The organism is Streptomyces sp. C10-9-1, assembly GCF_024497955.1.
Taxonomy (GTDB): domain Bacteria; phylum Actinomycetota; class Actinomycetes; order Streptomycetales; family Streptomycetaceae; genus Streptomyces; species Streptomyces sanyensis.
Genome location: NZ_JANHKP010000004.1, coordinates 186,892 through 208,461, shown reverse-complemented (window position 1 = coordinate 208,461; position 21,570 = coordinate 186,892). Strand labels below are relative to the sequence as shown.

The 21,570-nt window shown below is 73.4% G+C and carries 18 protein-coding genes; 5 read left to right on the top strand and 13 right to left on the bottom strand.

Translation table 11 applies throughout. The features are described 5' to 3' along the window. Positions 1 to 736: 736 nt before the first annotated feature. Positions 737 to 1,258 carry a universal stress protein gene (locus NPS70_RS07355; RefSeq protein WP_256523243.1) on the top strand — a complete coding sequence of 174 codons (522 nt, stop codon included), beginning with the start codon at positions 737 to 739 and terminating at the stop codon, positions 1,256 to 1,258. A 364-nt stretch (positions 1,259 to 1,622) separates the two neighbouring features. On the opposite strand, the gene glmS is transcribed toward NPS70_RS07355, so the two are convergent. The 12 genes from glmS to NPS70_RS07295 all read right to left on the bottom strand — a co-directional run bounded on the left by glmS (position 1,623) and on the right by NPS70_RS07295 (position 17,297). Further along, positions 1,623 to 3,440: a glutamine--fructose-6-phosphate transaminase (isomerizing) gene (gene glmS, locus NPS70_RS07350; RefSeq protein ID WP_256523242.1), complete on the bottom strand. Its 1,818-nt coding sequence runs from the start codon at positions 3,438 to 3,440 to the stop codon at positions 1,623 to 1,625. Between the two features lie 54 nt (positions 3,441 to 3,494). After that, on the bottom strand, positions 3,495 to 3,773 hold the full coding sequence (locus NPS70_RS07345) for a hypothetical protein (protein ID WP_256523241.1): 279 nt from the start codon (positions 3,771 to 3,773) through the stop codon (positions 3,495 to 3,497). 288 nt (positions 3,774 to 4,061) lie between these two features. Then, entirely contained in the window at positions 4,062 to 5,834 is a 1,773-nt protein-coding gene (locus NPS70_RS07340) for an IucA/IucC family siderophore biosynthesis protein (RefSeq protein ID WP_256523240.1), read from the bottom strand. Next, the gene (locus tag NPS70_RS07335; protein WP_256523239.1) at positions 5,831 to 6,379 is read right to left on the bottom strand and encodes a GNAT family N-acetyltransferase; all 549 of its coding nucleotides are present in this window, start codon (positions 6,377 to 6,379) and stop codon (positions 5,831 to 5,833) included. Before NPS70_RS07335 ends, NPS70_RS07340 begins: the two co-directional genes overlap by 4 nt. Further along, on the bottom strand, positions 6,376 to 7,668 hold the full coding sequence (locus NPS70_RS07330) for a lysine N(6)-hydroxylase/L-ornithine N(5)-oxygenase family protein (RefSeq protein ID WP_256523238.1): 1,293 nt from the start codon (positions 7,666 to 7,668) through the stop codon (positions 6,376 to 6,378). The genes NPS70_RS07335 and NPS70_RS07330 overlap by 4 nt, the downstream gene beginning before the upstream one ends. After that, on the bottom strand, positions 7,652 to 9,094 hold the full coding sequence (locus NPS70_RS07325; protein ID WP_256523237.1) for an aspartate aminotransferase family protein: 1,443 nt from the start codon (positions 9,092 to 9,094) through the stop codon (positions 7,652 to 7,654). The genes NPS70_RS07330 and NPS70_RS07325 overlap by 17 nt, the downstream gene beginning before the upstream one ends. Positions 9,095 to 9,440: 346 nt before the next feature. Further along, positions 9,441 to 10,277, bottom strand: coding sequence for a siderophore-interacting protein (locus tag NPS70_RS07320; RefSeq protein ID WP_256523236.1), 837 nt, complete (start codon positions 10,275 to 10,277; stop codon positions 9,441 to 9,443). A gap of 2 nt (positions 10,278 to 10,279) precedes the next feature. Then, positions 10,280 to 11,320, bottom strand: coding sequence for an ABC transporter substrate-binding protein (locus NPS70_RS07315; RefSeq protein WP_256523235.1), 1,041 nt, complete (start codon positions 11,318 to 11,320; stop codon positions 10,280 to 10,282). Between the two features lie 247 nt (positions 11,321 to 11,567). Continuing rightward, on the bottom strand, positions 11,568 to 12,731 hold the full coding sequence (locus tag NPS70_RS07310) for an acyl-CoA dehydrogenase family protein (protein ID WP_256523234.1): 1,164 nt from the start codon (positions 12,729 to 12,731) through the stop codon (positions 11,568 to 11,570). 6 nt (positions 12,732 to 12,737) lie between these two features. Then, positions 12,738 to 13,673 (bottom strand): hydroxymethylglutaryl-CoA lyase, encoded by a 936-nt coding sequence (locus NPS70_RS07305; protein ID WP_256523233.1) that lies wholly within the window; start codon positions 13,671 to 13,673, stop codon positions 12,738 to 12,740. Beyond that, positions 13,670 to 15,652 carry an acetyl-CoA carboxylase biotin carboxylase subunit gene (locus NPS70_RS07300; RefSeq protein ID WP_256523400.1) on the bottom strand — a complete coding sequence of 661 codons (1,983 nt, stop codon included), beginning with the start codon at positions 15,650 to 15,652 and terminating at the stop codon, positions 13,670 to 13,672. The genes NPS70_RS07305 and NPS70_RS07300 overlap by 4 nt, the downstream gene beginning before the upstream one ends. Positions 15,653 to 15,671: 19 nt before the next feature. Next, positions 15,672 to 17,297, bottom strand: a complete 1,626-nt coding sequence (locus tag NPS70_RS07295; protein ID WP_256523232.1) for a carboxyl transferase domain-containing protein — start codon at positions 17,295 to 17,297, stop codon at positions 15,672 to 15,674. An 89-nt stretch (positions 17,298 to 17,386) separates the two neighbouring features. On the opposite strand from NPS70_RS07295, the gene NPS70_RS07290 reads away from it, so the two are divergent. Continuing rightward, complete coding sequence (locus tag NPS70_RS07290) at positions 17,387 to 17,962, top strand: TetR/AcrR family transcriptional regulator (protein ID WP_256523231.1); 576 nt, start codon at positions 17,387 to 17,389, stop codon at positions 17,960 to 17,962. A gap of 331 nt (positions 17,963 to 18,293) precedes the next feature. Next, on the top strand, positions 18,294 to 19,100 hold the full coding sequence (locus NPS70_RS07285; protein WP_256523230.1) for a phosphatase: 807 nt from the start codon (positions 18,294 to 18,296) through the stop codon (positions 19,098 to 19,100). Between the two features lie 103 nt (positions 19,101 to 19,203). On the opposite strand, the gene NPS70_RS07280 is transcribed toward NPS70_RS07285, so the two are convergent. Continuing rightward, positions 19,204 to 19,497, bottom strand: a complete 294-nt coding sequence (locus tag NPS70_RS07280; RefSeq protein WP_256523229.1) for a hypothetical protein — start codon at positions 19,495 to 19,497, stop codon at positions 19,204 to 19,206. Positions 19,498 to 19,672: 175 nt separating this feature from the next. Here NPS70_RS07280 and NPS70_RS07275 point away from each other — a divergent pair, with 175 nt between their 5' ends. Continuing rightward, positions 19,673 to 20,341, top strand: coding sequence for a response regulator transcription factor (locus tag NPS70_RS07275; protein ID WP_256523228.1), 669 nt, complete (start codon positions 19,673 to 19,675; stop codon positions 20,339 to 20,341). 59 nt (positions 20,342 to 20,400) lie between these two features. Next, positions 20,401 to 21,549, top strand: coding sequence for a histidine kinase (locus tag NPS70_RS07270; RefSeq protein WP_256523227.1), 1,149 nt, complete (start codon positions 20,401 to 20,403; stop codon positions 21,547 to 21,549). Positions 21,550 to 21,570: the final 21 nt, after the last annotated feature.

Genomic DNA, 21,570 nt, shown 5'->3' with positions numbered 1-21,570 from the left:
TCCCCCGGCCTTCGATACTCATGATCGAATCTACTGTGTCGCGTGGCGTCGTGGTGCCAAGTTCGGTGTGACCCGCTATGTCGACTTGGCCACTTGGCGTGATGCATTCGATCACGAAGCGTTCCACTCGGGGGGCCCGCAGGGAAGTGGCCGCGGCGGTCATGGCCCGTCCCCGTAGGGTGCCTGAGCCGCCCATTCGCCTCTTCTCGCTGGTGGCACAGGGGTTGGAGGGTGGTTTCGCCATGTCGGCCCCGGTGACGTGAAGTTGGCTGAAACACGACCCCTTGTGCGCTCGTGATGCGCCGAATTCGTGTGCGCCGCTCCGTGCGCCGTGCGCGCCCCGGCCGGACGCCCGAGGTGCGCCGCCCCGCGGTCCCGGCCCTCCGCCCCTCCGGGCCGCCGCACGCGGACCCCTCCGGTCAACGACCGCCGTGGTGGACCGGTCACGGTGGGTCGCCGCGACCCGGTGCCGCCCCGCGCGGCCCTCCGCCCCGCGCGGGGCGGTCCGGGGGCTCCGGGGACAAGCTGCATCGGCCATGCGGCGTTGCCATCGCCGGGAGGCTCGGGCATGCTCCCCTGAAGCCCGGTGCATGAGGCGCCGGGAGTCTGGGCAGGAGAGGAGTGGCGCCGTACCCTTGGGGTACGGGTTGGGAAGATGATTCCCGGACACCGCTCCGCCGCTTGTCCACCCTGAGACCCCGCCCCTCCCACGAGGACCTTCTTCGCCGAGACACCGATGGCCGGTCACGAAACCCCCGAACCCGCGGACCGCAAGCAGGCGACCGACGCACTGTCGGGCCTGCAGGCGGCCGAAGAGGCGTGCCACGCGTGTGACCCCGCCTTCCAGCACGGCGTGGTCGTCGGCTTCGACGGTTCCACCTCCAGCGAGCGGGCCCTGGCCTACGCCATCGGGCTGGCCAGCCGTTCCGGCTCGGGGCTGATCATCGTCCATGTGGCGAACCGCCTGCCGACCACGGTCTGGGCGGGCTGCGAGCCGCCGGTCTTCGTCGACGTCCCGGACCACCGCACCGAGGTGCTGGGCCTGGAGCTCGCCTGCGCCGACTACCTGGCCGAGGTGCCCTGGATCCTGGTCGAGCGGGGCGGGGACATCTGCCACGAGCTGGAGGAGGTCGGCCGCGAGTACTCGGCCGACGCCATCGTCGTCGGCTCCACCCACGGTCTGGTGGGGCGGCTCTTCGGCTCGGTCGCCGGGCGCCTCGCGCGCCGCGCCCAGCGGCCCGTGATCGTGATCCCCTAGGGCACCGTCCCGCAGCCCGCAGCCCGCAGCCCGCAGCCCGCAGCCCGCAGCCCGCAGCCCGCAGCCCGCAGCCCGCAGCCCGCAGCCCGCAGCCCGCAGCCCGCAGCCCGCAGCCCGCAGCCCGCAGCCCGCACAGCCCCGGCACCCGCCCCCGCCCGCGGACGGGGTCCCGGTGGGCCGACTCCCGCCGGGCTGCCGCCGGTTGCCGGCCTCCACGGGGCCGCAGTGCCCTTCGCGAGCGACGGCCTGCGCTTCCGGGACCGGGTGGGCGCAAGGGGAACGCCCTCCTGCACGCAGGAGGGCGTTCCCGTGCCCCGGACCGGCCCTTCCCCGCCCGCTGGGCGGGGCGGCGGGCCGGGCGCGGCTACTCGACGGTGACGGACTTCGCCAGGTTGCGCGGCTTGTCGATGTCCCGGCCCAGGGCCAGCGCCGTGTGGTACGCCAGCAGCTGGAGCGGGATGCCCATGAGGATCGGGTCCAGCTCGTCCTCGTTCTTCGGCACCACGATGGTGTGGTCGGCCTTCTCCTGCTCCCGGTGGGCGACGGCCAGTATCCGGCCGGAGCGGGCCTTGATCTCCTCCATGGCCGCGCGGTTCTTCTCCAGCAGCTCGTCGTCCGGCACGATCGCGACGGTCGGGAGCGCGGGCTCGATCAGGGCCAGCGGGCCGTGCTTGAGCTCGGAGGCCGGGTACGCCTCGGCGTGGATGTAGGAGATCTCCTTGAGCTTGAGCGAGGCCTCCAGGGCCACCGGGTAGCCGCGCACGCGCCCGATGAACATCATCGACTTGGCGTCCGCGTACTGGGCGGCGAGCTTCTTGATCTCGTCCTCGGTCTCGAGGATCTCGCTGATCTGGGCGGGCAGCTTGCGCAGGCCCTCGATGATCCGCTTGCCCTCGGCCACCGAGAGGTCGCGGATGCGGCCGAGGTGGAGGGCGATCAGTGCGAAGGCCACCACGGTGTTGGTGAAGCACTTCGTGGAGACGACGCAGACCTCGGGGCCGGCGTGCACGTAGGTGCCCCCGTCCGCCTCGCGGGCGATCGCCGAGCCGACCACGTTGACGACGCCGAGGACGCGGCCGCCCTTGCGCTTGAGCTCCTGGACGGCCGCCAGCACGTCGTAGGTCTCGCCGGACTGGGAGACGGCGATGTAGAGGGTGTCGGGGTCCACGACCGGGTTGCGGTAGCGGAACTCGGAGGCGGGCTCCGCGTCGGCCGGGATGCGGGCCAGGGACTCGATGAGCCCGGCGCCGATCAGGCCCGCGTGGTAGGAGGTGCCGCAGCCGAGGATCTTGACGCGGCGGATGCCGCGGGCCTCGCGGGCGTCCAGGTTGAGGCCGCCGAGGTGCACGGTGCTGAAGCGGTCGTCGATCCGGCCGCGCAGTACGCGGTCCACCGCGTCCGGCTGCTCGCAGATCTCCTTGTGCATGTAGGTGTCGTGGCCGCCCATGTCGTAGGACTCGGCCTCCCACTCCACGGTGGTGGGCGTCGCCGTGGTGGTCGAGCCCTCGGTGGTGTAGGTGCGGAAGTCGTCGGCCTTGAGGGTGGCCATCTCGCCGTCGTCGAGGGTGACGACCTGGCGGGTGTGGGCGACGAGCGCGGCGACGTCGGAGGCGACGAACATCTCCTTCTCGCCGATGCCGAGGACGACCGGCGAGCCGTTGCGGGCGACGACGATGCGGTCCGCGAACGCGGCGTGCATCACGGCGATGCCGTAGGTGCCCTCGACCAGCCGCAGCGCCTCGCGCACCTTCTCCTCCAGGGTCTTCGCCTGGGAGCGCGCGATCAGGTGGGTGAGGACCTCGGTGTCGGTCTCCGAGGCGAAGACGACACCGTCCGCCTCCAGCTTGGCCCGCAGCTCGGAGGCGTTGTCGATGATGCCGTTGTGGACGACGGCGACCTCGCTGTCCGGGGACAGGTGCGGATGGGCGTTCTCGTCACTGGGGGCGCCGTGGGTGGCCCAGCGGGTGTGGGCGATGCCGGTGGTCCCGGAGAAGCGCTTGGGGACGCGGGCTTCCAGGTCGCGGACGCGCCCCTTGGCCTTGACCATCTTCAGGGCCGCGGACTTGGGGCTGTTGATCACCACGCCCGCCGAGTCGTAGCCCCGGTACTCCAGCCGCTGCAGCCCTTCGAGCAGCAGCGGCGCCACGTCGCGCTTGCCGATGTAACCGACGATTCCGCACATATGAAGAGATGCCCTCCGTAGTTCCGGTGTGTGCCCGGGTGGACGATCCCGCCGTCAGCCGTAGACCATGCGGCGCAGCTGCCGGAGCGAGAGCTCCGGCGGCGCGACGGCGCGGTGCGGCAGCTCGGCCGCGATCCGCTCGAAGATCTCCGTGTTCACCGCGCCGCCGGACTGCATCTCGCGATGGCGGCGGCGGACGAACTCCTCCGTCGTCTCGTCGAAGTACGCCAGCACGTCGAGGACCACGCGGGCGGCCTCGCCGCGAGGGAGCGCCGTGGTGCGCACCAGATGGTCGACGAGGTCGTCGTGGGACGACGGGCGGTGTTCGAGCACCCGTAGATAGTGGGCGACAGGGCCTCTCCATGCAAGATTCCTGCCCGATATCGGGCAGGAATCTGCGTTTCCCCGGGCTTGATGCCGCGATATGCCCTATTTCAACGGATTCAGTGGAGGGAGGGCGGGGCCGGTCACCCGGCCGGGCGGCCACCGCAACCGGGCCCGGCGGCAACCAGGCCCGGAGCGTGCGCCGGCGCCCGGCGGCAGGGACCGTGTCCCGCCGGGCGCCGGCCGTGCCGAGGGGGTGTCCGCGCGGCCCTGCGGCCGGGCGCGGACACCCCGGGGTCAGCGCGCGAAGCGCGCGACCGGGTTCGCCAGCGTGCCGACGAACTGGAGGGCGGCCGAGGGGTCGGCCAGGTCCACCATCTGCTGGTTGTTCCGCAGCTGGAGCCGGTTGAGGCAGGACAGCGCGAACTCCCCGGCGAAGAGGTCGTACCGCGCGAACCGGTCCGCGAACTGCGGCATCGCGTCCTGGTAGTCGTGCACGCACTCGGCGACCGTGGCCCAGAACTCCTCCTCCGCCAGTACGCCCTCGGCGGCGAGGTCCGCCCCGAGGAAGCGGAAGAAGCAGTCGAAGACGTCCGTGAAGACCGACAGGATCCGCTCCTCCTCGGGGATGTCGGCCCGGATGCGCTCCACGGCCGGCGGCAGGACCGCGTCCGGGTCCATCACCACGATCTCCTCGGCGATGTCCTTGAAGATCGCGCGGTCCACGGCGCCGTCCTCGCCGATGACCAGGATCACGTTCTCGCCGTGGGGCATGAACACCAGGTCGTAGGCGTAGAAGGTGTGCAGCACCGGCACCAGGTAGGCGTCCAGGTAGCGGCGCAGCCACTCCTTCGGGGAGAGCGGTGAGCGGGCGATCAGCGCGCCGGCGTAGGAGGCGCCCTCGCGGTCGGTGTGCAGCAGCGCGGCCATGGTGGCCAGGCGCTGCCCCTCGTCCAGGGAGGGCACCGGGCTCTCGCGCCACAGTGCGGCGAGCATCTTGCGGTAGGGCGAGTAGCGGTCGGTGGCGGCCTCGTACTCCAGGTGCCGGTAGCCCACCGCCGCCCGCTCCCGGATGATCGAGAAGCGTGCCTTCCGCAGCACGTCGTCCTCGTCGACCAGCCGTGCCAGCCAGTCGTTGATGGCGGGGGTGGCCTCCATGTAGGCGGCCGAGAGGCCCCGCATGAAGCCCATGTTGAGGACCGACATGGCCGTCTTGACGTAGTGCTTCGCGGGGGCACTGGTGTTGAAGAAGGTGCGGATGGACTGCTGCGCCAGGTACGTGTCGGCACCGGTGCCCAGGTAGACCAGGCGCTGCTGCGCCACCTCCGCCGCGAAGGTGACCGAGATCTTGTTGCGCCACTGCCAGGGGTGCACGGGGATCAGCAGGTAGTCCGCGAGGTCCAGGCCCCGGGTGGCGAGGGTCGCGGCGAAGCCGTCGACGGCGGCGTCCCCGAGCTCGGAGCGGACGAAGGACTCGTACTCGATGCCGGCGCCCGCGGTGAAGGCGGCACGCTCGCGCGAGGCGGCCAGCCACACCAGGTGGACGCCGGAGGCGGCCTCGGGAGCGTAGGCGTGGTACTCCTCGATGTCGAAGCCGAGGCGGCCGTTGTTGGCGACGAAGCAGGGGTGGCCCTCGGTCATCCCCGTCTCGACCGCCTGGAAGCCGGCCTCCGCGAGCTCGGCCGCGCTCAGGGCGGGCGCCGCCGCCTTGTAGGCGCTGCCCGCCAGGGTGGAGGAGATCTCCTCCAGGTACACGGGCAGGACCGCGTCGCCCAGTCCGAGGGCGCCGCGCAGCTCGATCACGAACTGCAGCGCGTCCGGCGGGAGGACGGCCCCGTCGCGGTGGCGGGTGATCGACCCGGGGTCGATCCGCCAGTGGTCCAGGGCGTAGCGCTCGGCGGTGAAGCGGTACTCGGTGGCGCCGTCGTCGGAGCACACCCGGTAGCCGCCCTCGGCGAGTGCCTCGGGGGTCAGCAGGCGCTCGTGCGCGAACTCGGCCAGCGCCTTGCGGACGAGCAGCCGGTTGGCGAGGGCCCAGCGGTCCGGGGTCAGATGGGCGACGGGGTTCATGCGGCACCTCCTGTGGCCCGTGCGAACCGCTCCCGGGTGCAGAAGCTGAGCAGGGCCTCCTTCTCCGGCTTGGTGATCTTCCCGACGGGCACGAAGCCCACCGCCTCGTTGAGCCGGTGGACGGCCGTGTTGGCGACGTCGGGTTCGACGACGACCCGCCGGACCGCCGGGTCCCTGAACAGCTCGCGCATCACGGCCGTGATCACCGCCAGGGTGAAGCCGTGGATCGGGGTGTCCGACGGTGCGACGAGGAAGTGCATCCCCACGTCCCCCGGCTGCGGCTCGTAGAGGCCGACCAGTTCGACGTGGCGGGGGTCGTAGTGCTCCATCAGGAACGCGGGCTCCCCGTCGTGGAGCCCGAGGAGGGCGTGGTGGTGCTCGTGGGCGGCGATGCGCAGGTACTCGCGCTCGACGTCCTCCGGGCGGGCGTCCTGCATCATCCAGTACGCCGCCTTGGGGTGGGTCACCCAGCGGTGCAGCACCTCCGCGTCGGCCCGGGGGGCGAGCGGGCGCACGGTGAGGCGGCCGACGGCCTGCGGGCTCATACGGAGAACTCCTGGAAGGCGATGGTCTTCTCGACGGGGTAGTACGCGGTGCCGAGCAGCTCGCGGATGATGCAGGCGTTGCGGTACGGGCCCATGCCGAGGTCGGGCGAGGTGATCGAGTGGGTGTGCACACCGGCGTTCTGGAGGAAGATCTCCCGCCCCGCGGTGTCGATGCTGTAGTTGCGCGCCACGTCGAAGCGCCCGCGGCCGTCGAGGCGGATGCGGTCGGCGACCGGCCCCAGGAACCCCGGCGCGGTGTAGCGGTAGCCGGTGGCGAGGACGAGGCCCTCGGTCTCGATCGTGTAGTCCTTGCCCTGCTCCTGCTGGCGCAGCCCGAGGGTGTACACGCCGTCCTCGTGGGTGACGGACTCCAGGGAGGAGTTGGTCAGCAGGCGGGTGGGCACCGGCCCGGAGAGGTTCTTCTGGTAGAGCAGGTCGAAGATCGCGTCGATCAGCTCCGAGTCGATCCCCTTGAACAGGCCCTTCTGCGCGGTCTCCAGGGCGTAGCGGGTGTCCTCGGGCAGCGCGTGGAAGTAGTCGACGTACTCCGGGGAGGTCATCTCCAGCGTGAGCTTGGTGTACTCCAGCGGGAAGAAGCGCGGGGAGCGGGTGACCCAGTTGAGGCGGTAGCCGTGGACGTCGATCTCGGAGAGCAGGTCCTGGTAGATCTCGGCGGCGCTCTGGCCGCTGCCGACCACGGTGATGGAGCGCTTCTGCCGGAGCGCCTCCCGGTGCTCCATGTAGCGCGAGTTGTGCAGCAGGTCCCCGCCGACGCCCCGGCACGCCTCGGGCAGGTGGGGCGGGGTGCCGGTGCCCAGGACGATCCGGCGCGCCGCGTAGGTCTCGTCCGCGGTGCGCACCAGGTAGACCTCGCCCTCCGCGTCGTACTCGACGGCGGTGACGGTCGTGGAGAAGCGGATGCTGCTCAGCCGGGCGGCGGCCCAGCGGCAGTAGTCGTCGTACTCGACCCGCAGCGGGTAGAAGTTCTCCCGGATGTAGAAGGAGTACAGTCGGCCCTTCTCCTTCAGGTAGTTGAGGAAGGAGTAGGGAGAGGTCGGGTCGGCGAGCGTCACCAGGTCGGACAGGAACGGCGTCTGGAGGTGGGCGCCCTCCAGGAACATCCCGGAGTGCCACTCGAAGTCCGGCTTGGACTCCAGGAACAGGCCGTTCAGCTCGTCGATGGGCTCGGTGAGGCAGGCCAGACCCAGGTTGAAGGGGCCGAGGCCGATCCCGATGAAGTCGTACGCCTCGTGGGCACGCGGGGGACGGGCATCAGGAAGCGTGGACAAGGTTCTCTCCAAGGAACTGCTCGGCGTGGCCGGCTATCAGGTCGAGGACGGCGGCGATGTCGCCGACGGTCGTCTCGGGGTTCAGCAGGGTGAACTTCAGGTACTGGCGACCGCCCACGGTGGTGCCCGCGACCACGGCCTCGCCGGAGGCGAAGAGCGCCTTGCGGGCGTGCAGGTTGGCCTGGTCGACGAGTTCGGGGCGGGTCCCGGCCTCCGGGACGTACCGGTAGACCAGGGTGGACAGCCGGGGGCGGACGACCACCTCGTAGCGCGGGTCGGCGTCGAGCAGCTCCCAGCCGGCGGCGGCGAGGTCGCACACCTCGTCGAAGAGCCGGCCCACGCCGTCGGCGCCCATCACCCGCAGCGTCATCCAGAGCTTGAGGGCGTCGAACCGCCGGGTCGTCTGGAGCGACTTGTCCACCTGGTTGGGGATCCTCTCCGCCACCGTGCGGCGGGGGTTGAGGTAGTCGGCGTGGTACGTGGCATGGCGCAGCGTGGCCGCGTCGCGGACCAGGAGGGCCGAGGAACTCACCGGCTGGAAGAAGGACTTGTGGTAGTCGACGGTGACGGAGTCGGCGCGCTCGATGCCGTCGAGCAGGTGGCGGCGGGTGGGAGAGGCCAGCAGGCCGCAGCCGTAGGCGGCGTCGACGTGCATCCAGGCGCCGTACTGCGCGGCCAGGGCGGCGATCTCGGGGAGCGGGTCGATGGACCCGAAGTCGGTGGTGCCAGCCGTGGCGACGACGGCCATCGGCACCAGGCCCTCGCTGACACAGCCCATCAACTCGGCCTCCAGCGCGACGGCCTGCATGCGCTTGTCCCGGTCGGTGGGGACGGAGACCACGGCGTCGGGGCCGAGACCGAGGAGGGTGGCGGACTTCTGGACGCTGAAGTGGCTGCACTCGGAGGTGAAGATGCGCAGTCTCGACAGCTCCTGCGTCGACGCCTCCTGCCGGGCGAGGAGGAGCGCCTGGAGGTTGGACTGGGTGCCGCCGGAGGTGAACACGCCGTCCGCGGCGGGGCCGAGGCCGATCCGGCCCGCGGTCCAGTCGACGAGCCTGCGCTCGATCAGGGTGCCGCCGGCGCTCTGGTCCCAGGTGTCCAGGGAGGAGTTCACGGCCGAGAGGATCGCCTCGCCGACCACGGCCGGGATGACCACCGGGCAGTTGAGGTGCGCCAGGTATCGGGGGGAGTGGAAGTAGACGGCGTCGCGGAGGTACAGCTCCTCCAGCTCGTCGAGCGCGGCACCGGTGTCGCCGAGCGGCCGTTCGAGGTCGACCGCGTCGACCACGGGTGCGAGGGCGTCGGGGGTCACGCCCGTGAACGGCTGCCGGGTCGCGGCGAGTCTGGCCGCCACCCGCTCGACTCCGTCGGCCACGGAGCGGCGGTAGTGCTCGGCCGTCATGTCATTGAGCAGGTGCGAGCGCATGCATGGCCCTTCCGGGTGCGGGGGGTGGTCGTTCCTGGACGGAGGACGGGGCGGAACGTGACACGGGGATGATGACTTAGGTTAGCCTAACCTATTTTCTGAACGGGCTTGATTCCGCGGTTCGTTGTCGGGTTGTGCTGTTCTTCACACGGCACGTGCGCCCGGAACGCGCACCCGGCCGTCCTCGTTCGTCGGTGCGGGTGCGGGTGCGGGTGCGGGTGCGGGTGCGGGTGCGGGTGCGGGTGCGGGTGCGGGTGCGGGTGCGGGTGCGGGTGCGGGCCGACTCGGTGGTGGTGGCCGGGTGTTCCGCGAGCGGGGAACCGTGCGGGCGCGCGTGCGTGCGGGTTCAGTCCGCTGCGGGCCGCTGCCGCAGCCCGTCCTCGCTGACGCCGCGCTTCCAGTAGCCGACGAAGGTCACCCGCCCCTTGTCGATGCGGCGCTCGTCCACCAGATGGCGCCGGAGCCGCTTCACGCTCCCGGACTCGCCGGCGATCCACGCGTAGGGCACGCCCTGCGGGAACTCGGCCGCGGCCACCGCCTCCGCGGCGCCGGGCGCATGCCCGTCGCGGACCAGCCAGGTGACCTCGGCGTCCGCCGCGGTGGGAAGCTCCGTGCGGTCCCCGGCGTGCGGCACCTCCAGCCACACCCGGGCGCGCAGGCCCTCCGGCAGCCACCGGAGGATCGCGGCGGCAGCGGGCAGGGCCGTCTCGTCGCCCCACAGCAGCACCCAGTCGGTGCCCTCGGGAGGGCGGAAGCGCACCGCGGTGTTGTCCGCGACGCCCGGACCGAGGACGGTGACCCGGTCGCCCGCGGCGGCGGACAGTGCCCAGCGGCACGCGGGGCCGCCGTCCTCGTGCACCGCGAAGTCGATGTCCAGCTCGCCCGCCTCGGGGCGCTGCTCCCGGACCGTGTAGGACCGCATCACCGCCCGCTCGCCGTCCGGCAGTGCGCGCCAGGCGCCGAGCACGGCGTACATGTCGCCCGCCTCGCGGGGCACCACGGGGGCCTGCTGGCCGGGGTGCGGGAGGAACAGGGACAGGGACTGGTCGCGCCCCCCGGCGGCGAAGTGCGCCAGCTCCTCGCCGCGGAAGGTGACGCGGACCAGGGACGGGCCGAGCCGCCTCGTCCGGTCGACCCGGAGGTCGAAGAAGCGGAACGGGGCCGGCTCGGCCTGCCGGGGCATCGTCAGGAGACCTTCCTGGCGTTCTCGATGGCCTCGGCCAGGTCCTCCAGGATCGGAGCGCACTTGGCGTAGGAGTAGACGGGCTCGGTGACCCGCGGGACGACCTGGCCGGCCTTGACGGCGGGCAGCCCCGCCCAGGTGGGCTTGCCCTTCTTCAGGTCGGCGTCCTGGAGGGTGCCGGTGCGGTTGTCGAGCATGATCACGTCGGCCTTGTAGGTGCCGACGTTCTCCCAGCTCAGCTCCTCGAAGAAGCCCTGCTCGTTCGGCTTCGGCTCGACGAACTTCAGGCCCAGCTCCTGGAAGTAGAGCGTGTCGGCGCTCATCTTCGGGACGGAGACGTAGAACAGGTCCTGGGAGCCGGAGCCGATGAGCACGGTGATCTCGGGCTTGGACTTGGCGGCCCGGCGCAGGCGCTCCGCGGCGGCCTCGAAGCGCGCCTTGGCGTCCGCGATCTTCTTGTCCTTCAGGTCGGCGCCCAGCGACTCGGCCAGCTCCGCGCGGCGCGCGAGCGCCTTGGGCATCGTGGTCCCGGCCGCCCACAGGGCGACGCTCGGGGCCAGGCCGAGGATCTTGTCCTTGGACTCGTCCGGCACGTACCACAGGGAGTCCTGTGTCCACATGTCGGTGACGAGGAGCTCGGGGGCGAGGGCCGCGTACTTCTCGACGTTGAACTCGCCCCAGACGTTGCCGAGGATCTCCAGCTTGTCCACGTTCAGGTCGCCCGCCTGCACGTCGGGCTTGCCCTCGGGGGTCTTGGTCGGGCCGAACACGCCCTTGACCTCGATGCCGTAGTCGTACAGCGCGGCGGCGGTGCCGGTGAAGGCGACGATGTTCTTCGGGACGGACTTCTGCTCGGCGGTCCGGCCGCGGTCGTCCTTGAAGGACCAGGCGCCGGTGCCCTCGGCGGCCTTCTCCCCGCCCTTGCCCGTGCTCTCGGTGTCGTCTCCACCGCCGCAGGCGGCGAGCGCGGCGCCGAGCCCGAGGGCGCCGCCGGCGGCGAGGAGACCGCGGCGAGTGAGGTGGGAAGCTCGGGCGTTGGGCATGATGAGTCCGCTTTCGTGCGTGCCGATTCGGCCACTCCGGCCAGGTCCGAAGGTAGGTTAGCCTAACCTCAGATCTTGTCCATAGGGCCCCGGAGCGACCGGCTCGCGCCGCCGTGTGACCTTGACCACGGGCCGCGCCCGCCCCTGCCCCTGCGCGGGCGCACGGACGGCGCGCGCCGCCGGACGGGTCGCGGGGCCCGCCCGGCGGGATCGGCTGCGGGGCGGCGGCCCGGGCCGCCGCCCGGCTCTAGGAGGCGGTCAGGCCCAACTCCCGTGCGATCAGCATCCGCTGCACCTCGCTCGTGCCCTCGCCGATCTCCAGGATCTTCGAGTCCCGCCACATCCGGGCCACCGGGTACTCGTTCATGAACCCGTAGCCGCCGTGGATCTGGGTGGCCTCGCGGGCGTTGTCCACGGCCACCGTCGAGGAGTACAGCTTCGCCAGCGCGGCCTCCTTCTTGAACGGCTCGCCCAGCACCAGGCGGGAGGCGGCGTCGCGCCAGCCGACCCGCGCCATGTGCGCCCGCATCTCCATGTCGGCGATCTTGAACTGCACCGCCTGGTTGTCGCCGATCGGGCGGCCGAACGCCTCCCGCTCGCGGGCGTACTTGACCGACTCGTCCACACAGCCCTGCGCCAGGCCGGTGGCCAGCGCCGAGATGGCGATCCGGCCCTCGTCGAGGATGCGCAGGAACTGGGCGTACCCGCGGCCCTCCTCGCCCAGCAGGTTCGCCGCCGGGACCCGGACGTCGCTGAAGGACAGCTCGCGGGTGTCGGAGGCGTTCCACCCGACCTTGGAGTAGGGGGCGGCCACCGTGAAGCCGGGGGTGCCGGCGGGCACGATGATGGAGGAGATCTCGGGGCGTCCGTCCGCCTTGCGGCCCGTCACCGCCGTGACCGTGACCAGGCCGGTGATGTCGGTGCCCGAGTTGGTGATGAAGCACTTGGAGCCGTTGATCACCCACGTGTCGCCGTCCCGGACGGCCGTGGTGCGGGTGCCGCCCGCGTCCGAGCCGGCGCCCGGCTCGGTCAGGCCGAAGGCGCCGAGCATCTCGCCCGAGCACAGCTTCGGCAGCCACGCGCGCTTCTGCTCCTCGGTGCCGAAGCGGTAGACCGGCATGGCGCCGAGCGAGACGCCCGCCTCCAGCGTGATGGCGACCGAGGAGTCGACCCGCGCCAGCTCCTCCAGCACGATGCCCAGCGCGAGGTAGTCGCCGCCCATGCCGCCGTACTCCTCGGGGAACGGCAGGCCGAACAGGCCCATGCGGCCCATCTCACGGATGATCTCGTACGGGAACTCGTGGCGCTCGTAGAAGTCGCCGATCTTCGGAGCTATCACGTCGTGCGCGAACTCCTCGACGGTGCGGCGGAGTTCCTCGTGCTCTTCGGAGAGCCGGTGGTCCAGGGACATCGTGTGTCACTCCTTGTGGGAGAGGGCGCGGACGGTACGGGAGGGGCTGGGCCGGCCCAGCTTCTCGGCCATCCACACGCTGGTGTCGATGAGGCGGCCGAGGTCGACCCCGGTCTCGATGCCGAGGCCGTCGAGCATCCACACGAGGTCCTCGGTGGCGAGATTGCCCGTGGCGCTCTTGGCGTAGGGGCAGCCGCCCAGGCCGCCCGCCGAGGCGTCCACCGTGGTGACGCCGTGCTGGAGCGCGGCCAGGGTGTTGGCCAGGGCCTGGCCGTAGGTGTCGTGGAAGTGGACGGCGATCGCCGACGCCGGAATCCCCGCCTCCGTCAGCGCGCCCAGCAGCGCGCCCACATGGCCGGGGGTGGCGACGCCGATCGTGTCGCCGAGGCTGAGCTCGTCGCAGCCCATCGCCACCAGGCGGCGGCACACCTCGGCCACCTGGCCGACGGGCACCGCGCCCTCCCAGGGGTCGCCGAAGCACATCGACACATAGCCGCGTACCCGAAGGCCGTTCTCCACGGCGCGTATGGCGACCGGCTCGAACATGGCCAGCGAGGCGTCGACGGTGCGGTTGAGGTTGGCCCGGGCGAAGGACTCGGTGGCGCTGGCGAACACGGCCACCTCACGCGCCCCGAGTGCCAGGGCGCGGTCCAGGCCGCGGTCGTTGGGCACCAGCACGGGCAGCCGGACCCCCGGCAGCCCGGAGAGCATCGGGAACAGCTTCTCGGCGTCCGCCAGCTGGGGGACCCACTTGGGATGGACGAAGCTCGTGGCCTCGACCGTGTCCAGGCCGGCGCCGGCCAGGCGGTGGACGAACTCCGCCTTGACCTCCGTCGGCACCACTGACGCCTCGTTCTGGAGGCCGTCGCGGGGGCCGACCTCGTGGATGCGGACCCGCTCGGGGAGTCCCGGGGCCCGGACCGTCATCGGAAGGGCCGTCATTTCTCCTCCCGGGTGGACGTCCCGGCGGTGTCCCCGGGGCCCTCGGCGTGCTCCTCGGGGACGACCACGGCCAGCACCTGGTCCATGGCGACCGTGGAACCGGCGCTCACGTCGAGTTCGGCGACCGTCCCGGCGTGCGGCGCGGAGATGACGTGCTCCATCTTCATCGCCTCGACCACCAGCAGGCTCTGCCCGGCCGCCACCGTGTCGCCCACGGCGACCTTGACGACCGTGACCGTGCCCGGCATCGGGGCCGCCAGGGTGTCGGCACCGGCGTGCGCGGCACCCGACAGGGAGGCCGCGACCGGGTCGTGGTCCGCGACGTGCCAGGAGTCGCCGTCCCGCCCGAGCCAGTCGCCCGCCCGCCGGAAGGTGTGGGTGACGCCGTGCAGCTCGACGGTGACCGCGTCGTGCGCGACGCGCGGCGCGGCCGAGGGGGCCGGTGCGTGGACGACGGGCTCGTGGCCCGGCACCCGCAGCGGGAAGGCCGGTGCGGCGTGGGTGCCGCCCATCCGCCAGCCGCTCGGCACCGAGAAGGGGTCCGTCCAGCCACCGCCCCGCGGGGCGAGCGCCTCGGCGCGCACGGCCGCCGCCGCCTCGTACACCTCGGCGGGGACCCCCTCCGGGACGAGCGAGTCGACCTCCCGCTCCACCAAGCCGGTGTCCATCTCCCCGCTCACCACGTCGGGGTGGGCGAGCAGCCGGCGCAGGAACCCGGCGTTCGTCGGCACACCGAGGGTGACCGTCGCGGCGAGCGCGGCGCGCAGCCTGCGCAGCGCCGTCGCACGGTCCGGGCCGTAGGCGATGACCTTGGAGAGCATCGGGTCGTAGAGGCTGCCGACCTCGGCGCCCTCGCTGAGACCCGAGTCGGTGCGCACGCCCTCGCCCTGGGGCTCGTGCAGCCGCAGCACCGTGCCACCGGAGGGGAGGAAGCCCCGCGAGGGGTCCTCGGCGCAGATCCGGGCCTCGACCGCGTGGCCGGTGAGGGCGATGTCCTCCTGGCCGAAGGACAGCGGCTCCCCGGCCGCGACCCGCAGCTGCCACTCCACCAGGTCCAGGCCGGTGACCAGCTCCGTCACCGGGTGCTCCACCTGGAGGCGGGTGTTCATCTCCATGAAGTAGTACTGCGAGGGGTCGGTGCCCGGGACGATGAACTCCACCGTCCCGGCGCCGCGGTAGCCGCAGGAGCGGGCCGCCTGCACGGCCGCCTCGCCCATCGCGGCCCGGGTCGCCTCGTCCAGCAGGACCGAGGGGGCCTCCTCGATGATCTTCTGGTGGCGGCGCTGGAGGGAGCACTCGCGCTCCCCGAGGTGCACGACGTTCCCGTGGCCGTCGGCCAGGACCTGGATCTCGATGTGGCGGGGGCGGTCGATCCAGCGCTCCACCAGCAGGGTGTCGTCGCCGAAGGAGGCGCGGGCCTCGCGCCGCGCCGCGGCGATCTCGTCCCGCAGGGCCGACTCGACCCGGGTGAGCCGCATGCCCTTGCCGCCGCCGCCCGCGGAGGGCTTCAGCAGCACCGGCATGCCGATGCGGCGGGCGGCCTCGGCGAGCTGCTCGTCGGTCAGTCCGCTCCCCGAGGAGCCGGGGACGACGGGCACGCCCGCCGCGCGTACCGTCTCCTTGGCGCGGATCTTGTCGCCCATCAGCGAGATCGCCGACGCGGGGGGCCCGATGAAGACCAGGCCCGCTTCGGTGCAGGCCCGGGCGAAGCCCGCGTTCTCGGCGAGGAAGCCGTAGCCGGGGTGGACCGCCTGGGCGCCGGTGCGGGCCGCCGCGTCCAGCAGGCGGTCCGCGGACAGGTAGCTCTCGGCGGCCGGCGCCGGGCCGATGCGCACGGCCGTGTCCGCCTCGCGGACATGGCGGGCGCCGGCGTCGGCGTCGCTGAAGACGGCGACCGAGCGGACGCCGAGGGAGCGCAGGGTGCGGATGACCCGGACGGCGATCTCGCCCCGGTTGGCCACGAGCACGGTGTCGAACATCGTCATGGTGGAAGGTCCCTCACATCCGGAAGACGCCGAAGCCGGCGCCGTCCCGCTCGGGCAGCGGAGCGTTGGCGCAGGCCGTCAGGGCCAGGCCCAGCACCTGCCGGGTGTCCATGGGGTCGATCACGCCGTCGTCCCACAGCCGGGCGGTGGCGTAGTACGCGTTCCCCTGGGTCTCGTACTGGGCCCGGATCGGGGCCTTGAAGGAGTCCTCGTCGTCGGCCGACCACTCCTCGCCCCGGCCCTCGATCTGGTCCCGCTTGACGGTGGCCAGCACCGAGGCGGCCTGCTCGCCGCCCATCACCGAGATCTTGGCGTTGGGCCACATCCACAGGAAGCGGGGGGAGTAGGCCCGGCCGCACATGGAGTAGTTGCCCGCGCCGTAGGAGCCGCCGACGACCACCGTCAGCTTGGGCACCCGGGTGCACGCCACGGCGGTGACCATCTTGGCGCCGTGCTTGGCGATGCCGCCGGCCTCGTAGTCCCGTCCGACCATGAAGCCGGAGATGTTCTGGAGGAACAGCAGGGGGATGCCGCGCTGGTCGCACAACTCGATGAAGTGCGCGCCCTTCTGGGCGGACTCCGCGAACAGGATGCCGTTGTTGGCGACGATGCCCACCGGGTGCCCGTGGATACGGGCGAAGCCCGTGACCAGCGTCTGCCCGAACTCGCTCTTGAACTCCGCGAACCGGGAGCCGTCCGTGATCCGCGCGATGACCTCGCGGACGTCGTAGGGGGTGCGGGAGTCGACCGGCACCGCGCCGTAGAGCCCCGCCGGATCGGCCTTGGGCTCCTCGGCGGGCTCCACCGTCCACGGCAGCGCGCCGCGGGCGGGCAGCGTGGAGACGATGGTGCGCACGATCCGCAGCGCGTGGGCGTCGTCCTCGGCCAGGTGGTCGGTGACACCGGAGACGCGGGAGTGGACCTCGCCGCCGCCCAGTTCCTCCGCGGTGACCACCTCGCCCGTCGCCGCCTTCACCAGCGGCGGTCCGCCGAGGAAGATCGTGCCCTGGTTGCGCACGATCACGGCCTCGTCGCTCATCGCGGGCACATAGGCGCCGCCGGCGGTGCAGGAGCCGAGGACCGCGGCGATCTGGGGGATGCCCGCCCCGGACATGCGGGCCTGGTTGTAGAAGATCCGCCCGAAGTGCTCCCGGTCGGGGAAGACCTCGTCCTGCATCGGCAGGAAGGCCCCGCCCGAGTCCACCAGGTACACGCAGGGGAGGCGGTTCTCCAGGGCCACCTCCTGTGCGCGCAGGTGCTTCTTGACCGTCATCGGGTAGTAGGTGCCGCCCTTGACGGTGGCGTCGTTGGCGACCACCACGCACTCGCGGCCGCTGACCCGCCCGATCCCGGCGATCACCCCCGCCGCCGGGGCCTGCCCCTCGTACATCCCCTCGGCCGCGAGGGGGGCCAGCTCCAGGAAGGGCGACCCCGGGTCGAGGAGGGTGTCCACCCGGTCGCGCGGCAGCAGCTTGCCGCGCGCGGTGTGGCGCGCACGGGCCCTCTCGCCGCCGCCGAGCCGGGCCGCGGCGAGGCGGGACCGCAGGCCGTCGGCGAGCTCCCGGTGGGCCGCCTCGTTGGCCTGCCACGCCTCGGAGGCCGGGTCCGCGGCGCTCGTCAGCACTGGTGCCTGCTGCATCGGTCGAGCTCCCTTGCTCGGTTAATGAGCGTTAACGTGTTGCGCCAAGGTTAACGACCGCTAACCCGCCCTGTCTAGAATGAATGGTCATGAGCACCAGGACGTCGGCCCCGACCCGCCGCGAGCAGATCCTCAAGGAGGCCGCCCGCCTCTTCGCCGAGCGCGGCTTCCACGGCGTGGGCGTCGACGAGATAGGCGCCGCGGTCGGCATCAGCGGACCCGGCCTGTACCGGCACTTCCCCGGCAAGGACGCCATGCTGGCGGAGCTGCTCGTGGGCATCAGCGAACGCCTCCTGAGCGGCGGGCGGCGCCGGGTCGCGGAATCCGGCGGGGATCCCGAGGCGCTGCTCGCCGCGCTGATCGACGGCCACATCGACTTCGCCCTCAACGACCGCCCGCTCATCACCCTGCACGACCGCGAGCTCGACCGCCTCCGGGAGGCCGACCGGCGCCGGGTGCGGCAGCTCCAGCGGCAGTACGTGGAGCTGTGGGTGCAGTCGGTGCGCGAGGTCTACCCCTCGCTCTCCGAGGCCGACGCCCGCTCAGCGGTCCACGCCGTCTTCGGCCTGCTGAACTCCACGCCCCACCTGGGGCCCTCCGGAGCCCCCGCCGGCCTGCTCCGGCGCCTGGCCCGGGGGGCCTTCGCGGCGGCCGACGGGGGGTGAGGGCCGGGCAGCCGCCGCTCACCCCGGGGGTGGGGCCGGCCCGGTGTCCGGCCGCCGGCACCCGCCCCCGCCCGCCCCGCTGCGGGCGGACCGGCGGCGACGGCCGTCGCCGTGTGCCCGCCCCGGGGCACGGCCCCCGTCCCCGCCCGCGTCCCGCCGACCGGACGCGGGGTGCGCGGCGAGGAACCTCCCGAGGGCGAAGACGGCACCGACCCGTCCCGCACCCCCCGCCCGACCCGGCCCGCGCCCGCCGCGCGGCCCGGGCGGGGCCGCGGTGTCCGGCGGGCGGTACGGCCAGCACGCTCCGCGCACCGCGCGGCACAATGGGCGCATGCCGATACCCAGCCGTGCCGCCCTCGTCGACCACCTCGTCCGCTCACGTATCGCCGGTGACGTCGCCACCCCCCGCGACAACAACCTCTCCCACTACCGCAAGCTCGCCAACGGAGACCGGCACTACTGGCTCGGTCTGGAACTCGGCGACCGCTGGACCGACGAGCAGGACGTGCTCGCCGTGATGGCTGAGCGCTGCGGGGTGGTCGACGACCCCGGGCACCGCGCGGGCCAGGACACCATCGACCCGGAGCTGACCGTCTCCGCCCTGGAGCGCATGGCCGCCCGGCTGCGCAAGGCCGCGGCGGGGCGGGAGCGGGTGCTGCTGGCGACCGGGCACCCCGGTGGGCTGCTGGACGTCCACCGGCACACCGCCGCCGCGCTGCGCGCCGCGGGCTGCGAGGTCCTGCGCGTCCCCGGCGGGCTCACGGCCGACGAGGCCATGGTCGTCCAGTTCGCCGACGTCGCCGTGCTGGAACGCGGAGCCACCCTGTGGCACACCCACTCGCCCGCGCCGATGGCCGCGATCCTCGACGGCTTCGAGCGCCAGGGCACCCCGCCGCCGGACCTGGTCGTCGCCGACCACGGCTGGGCCGGCTGTGCGGGCCAGCGCGGTCTGGACTCCGTCGGCTACGCGGACTCCAACGACCCGGCCCTGTTCATCGGCGAGGCCGAGGGCCGCCTCCAGGTCACCGTGCCGCTGGACGACCACGTCACCGACCCGCGCTTCTACGACCCGATGACCGCCTACCTGCTGGACGCCGCGGGCCTGGACCTCCCCGCGGGGCTCGACCCCGGCGCGTGAGGCGGGGCGGCGCGCGCGGCGCCGCCCCGGGCCCCGGATGCGGCGGACCGTCCGCGCGGCCCATGGGGGAGGCCACGCGGACGGACCGCCGTCCGCCGGACGGTCAGTCGCGCCATCTACCGCGCACGACGCAGTACGTACCGCCCAGCAGCATCAGGAACACCGCGCCGCGCAGGCCGAGGCCGAGGGCGTAGCGCATGCCCGTGGCAAGGTCCTCCGCCCGGTGCCGGACGCCGATCAGCAGGGCCACGGCGCCGACGATCAGCACGGCCCCCGCGGCGAACCACAGGGTGCGCTCGCCGCGGGGGGCACGTGCCCACCGCGCGGTCCCCGCGGCCGCGTCGGGCGGACGATCACCGCCCGACGGTTCCTCCTCGGCCGTCGGTCCTGCGCTCACTGGTCCGTTCCCTTCGACGAATCGGCCCGGTGGCCGGACTCGGCGTCCGGGGCAGCGCGGTCCCGGGGCCTGGTCGAGGGCCCCGGGCGATCCGGGCGGGCGCTCGTGGCGTCCTAGGATCTGCATCCAGGCTCGCAGCCGCGACGGCACCATCGCTCACACCTCAGGACGACCTTTGCTCTACGACTTCAGGCCGGTGCGTGTGCTGGTCGTCGACGACGAGGAACTCGTACGCACCGCCCTGCGCCGGATCCTCGACGCCGCCGACGGCGTGTCCGTCGCGGGGGCCTGCGACGGACCCGAGGCCCTCGCGGCGGCCCGCGCCCTCCGCCCGGACCTCGTCCTCCTCGACGTCGACATGCCCGCGGCCCCCGGACTGGACGTGCTGCCCGCGCTGCGGGCGCTGCCCCAGGCGCCCGCCGTGGCGATGCTCACCGCCCTGGACACCGCCGACCACGTGGCCGCCGCGCTGCGGCTCGGCGCCTCGGGCTTCCTGCTGAAGACCATGGAGCCGCGCCTGTTCGGGGACGCCGTCCGGCTGCTCGCCGCGGGCGGGGTGTTCTGCACCCCGCCCGGCAGCGCGCGGGCGCTCGCCGCCGCGGTCACCCGGCCGCTGCCGGTCCCCGAGCCGCCGCCCGCCGGGGGGCGGCTGGACGGGCTCACGGCCCGTGAGCAGGAGGTCCTGACGCTCATCGCGGCAGGACTGTCCAACACGGACATCGCCACCCACCTGGGCGTCGGGGTGACGACGGTGAAGACCCACATCGGCGCGCTCAAGCGGAAGCTCGGCGCCGACAGCCGGGTCGGCCTGGCCGCGGCCGCCCACCGGGCCGGGCCCCGGTGAGCGGCGCGCGGCCGGAGGGCGGACGGACCCTCCCCCGGGAGAGCCCGGCCGTCCCCCCGGTGCCGGAAGCGGCCCCCGGCCGGGTCGGAGCGCCGCGGCGGGCGGCCGCCGCCGTGCGGCGGTGCGCCGGGAGCGCCCTGCGCCGCGCCGAGGGGCCCGACCGCCTGCGGACGCTCGTCACCGAGGCGCTCGTGGTGACCGCTTCGGTGGCCGAGGCGCTGGCCACCCGCGCCTACCTGCCCGGCGCCCTGCTGCCCGCCGCGCTGGCCGTGGCGGTGCTGCTGCCGCTGCGCAGGTGCTTCCCCCGCGTCCTGCTGCTGCTCGCCCTGCCGACCCTGGCCACCGGGGTGCTCTGGCTCCCGGCGATGGCCGCCCTCCACGCCGTCGCCGCCGACCGGTCGCGCCGGGAGGCGGCCGCCGGTGCCGCGGCCGTGGCGGCGGTGTCCTTCGCGCCGTGGCAGGGAGTCGGCGACTACGCCTGGACGCTGCCCGACATCACCCTGGGGCTGCTGCTCTCGGGGCTGCTCGCCGTCGCCCCCGCCGCGCTGGGACGGCTGTCCCTGGCCCGCCGCGAGCTGGCCGCCCGCCTCGCCGAACTCGCCCTCTCCCGCGAGCGCGAGCAGAGGTGCGCCGCCGAGCAGGCGGCGCTGCGCGAGCGGGAGAGGCTGGCCCGCGAGGTCCACGACACCGCCGCCCACCACCTCAGCCTGATCAGCCTGCACTGCGCCGACCTGGCGGCGGGGGCCGAGTCCGCCGAGCACCGGCGCCGGGCGGAGGCGCTCGGCGCGCTCAGCCGCCGGGCCGCCGTCGATCTCCGGGAGGCCGTGCACCGGGAGGGGCCGGGGCTCGCGGAGCTCCCGGGCCTGCTGGAGGCGGCGGGCGCCGCGGCGGTCCGCCTCGACACCGGTGACTGCCCGCCCGCCGTCGGGCGCGCGGCCTACCGCGTCGTCCAGGAGGGGCTGACCAACGCCCGCCGCCACGCGCCGGGCGCGCGCGCCGAGGTGGACGTCCACCGGGAGGCCGGTGAGCTGCGGCTGCGCGTCAGCAACGGCCCGCCGCACCGGGCGGCCACCGCCGCGGCCCCGGCCGGTGGCGGCCAGGGCCTGCCGGGGCTGCGCGCCCGCGCCGCCGAGCTGGGCGGCACGCTCTCCGCGGGCCCGGACCCCGGCGGGGGCTTCCTGCTGGAGGCGGCCTTCCCCCTGCGGTGAGGCCTCGCGGCGGGGGCACGG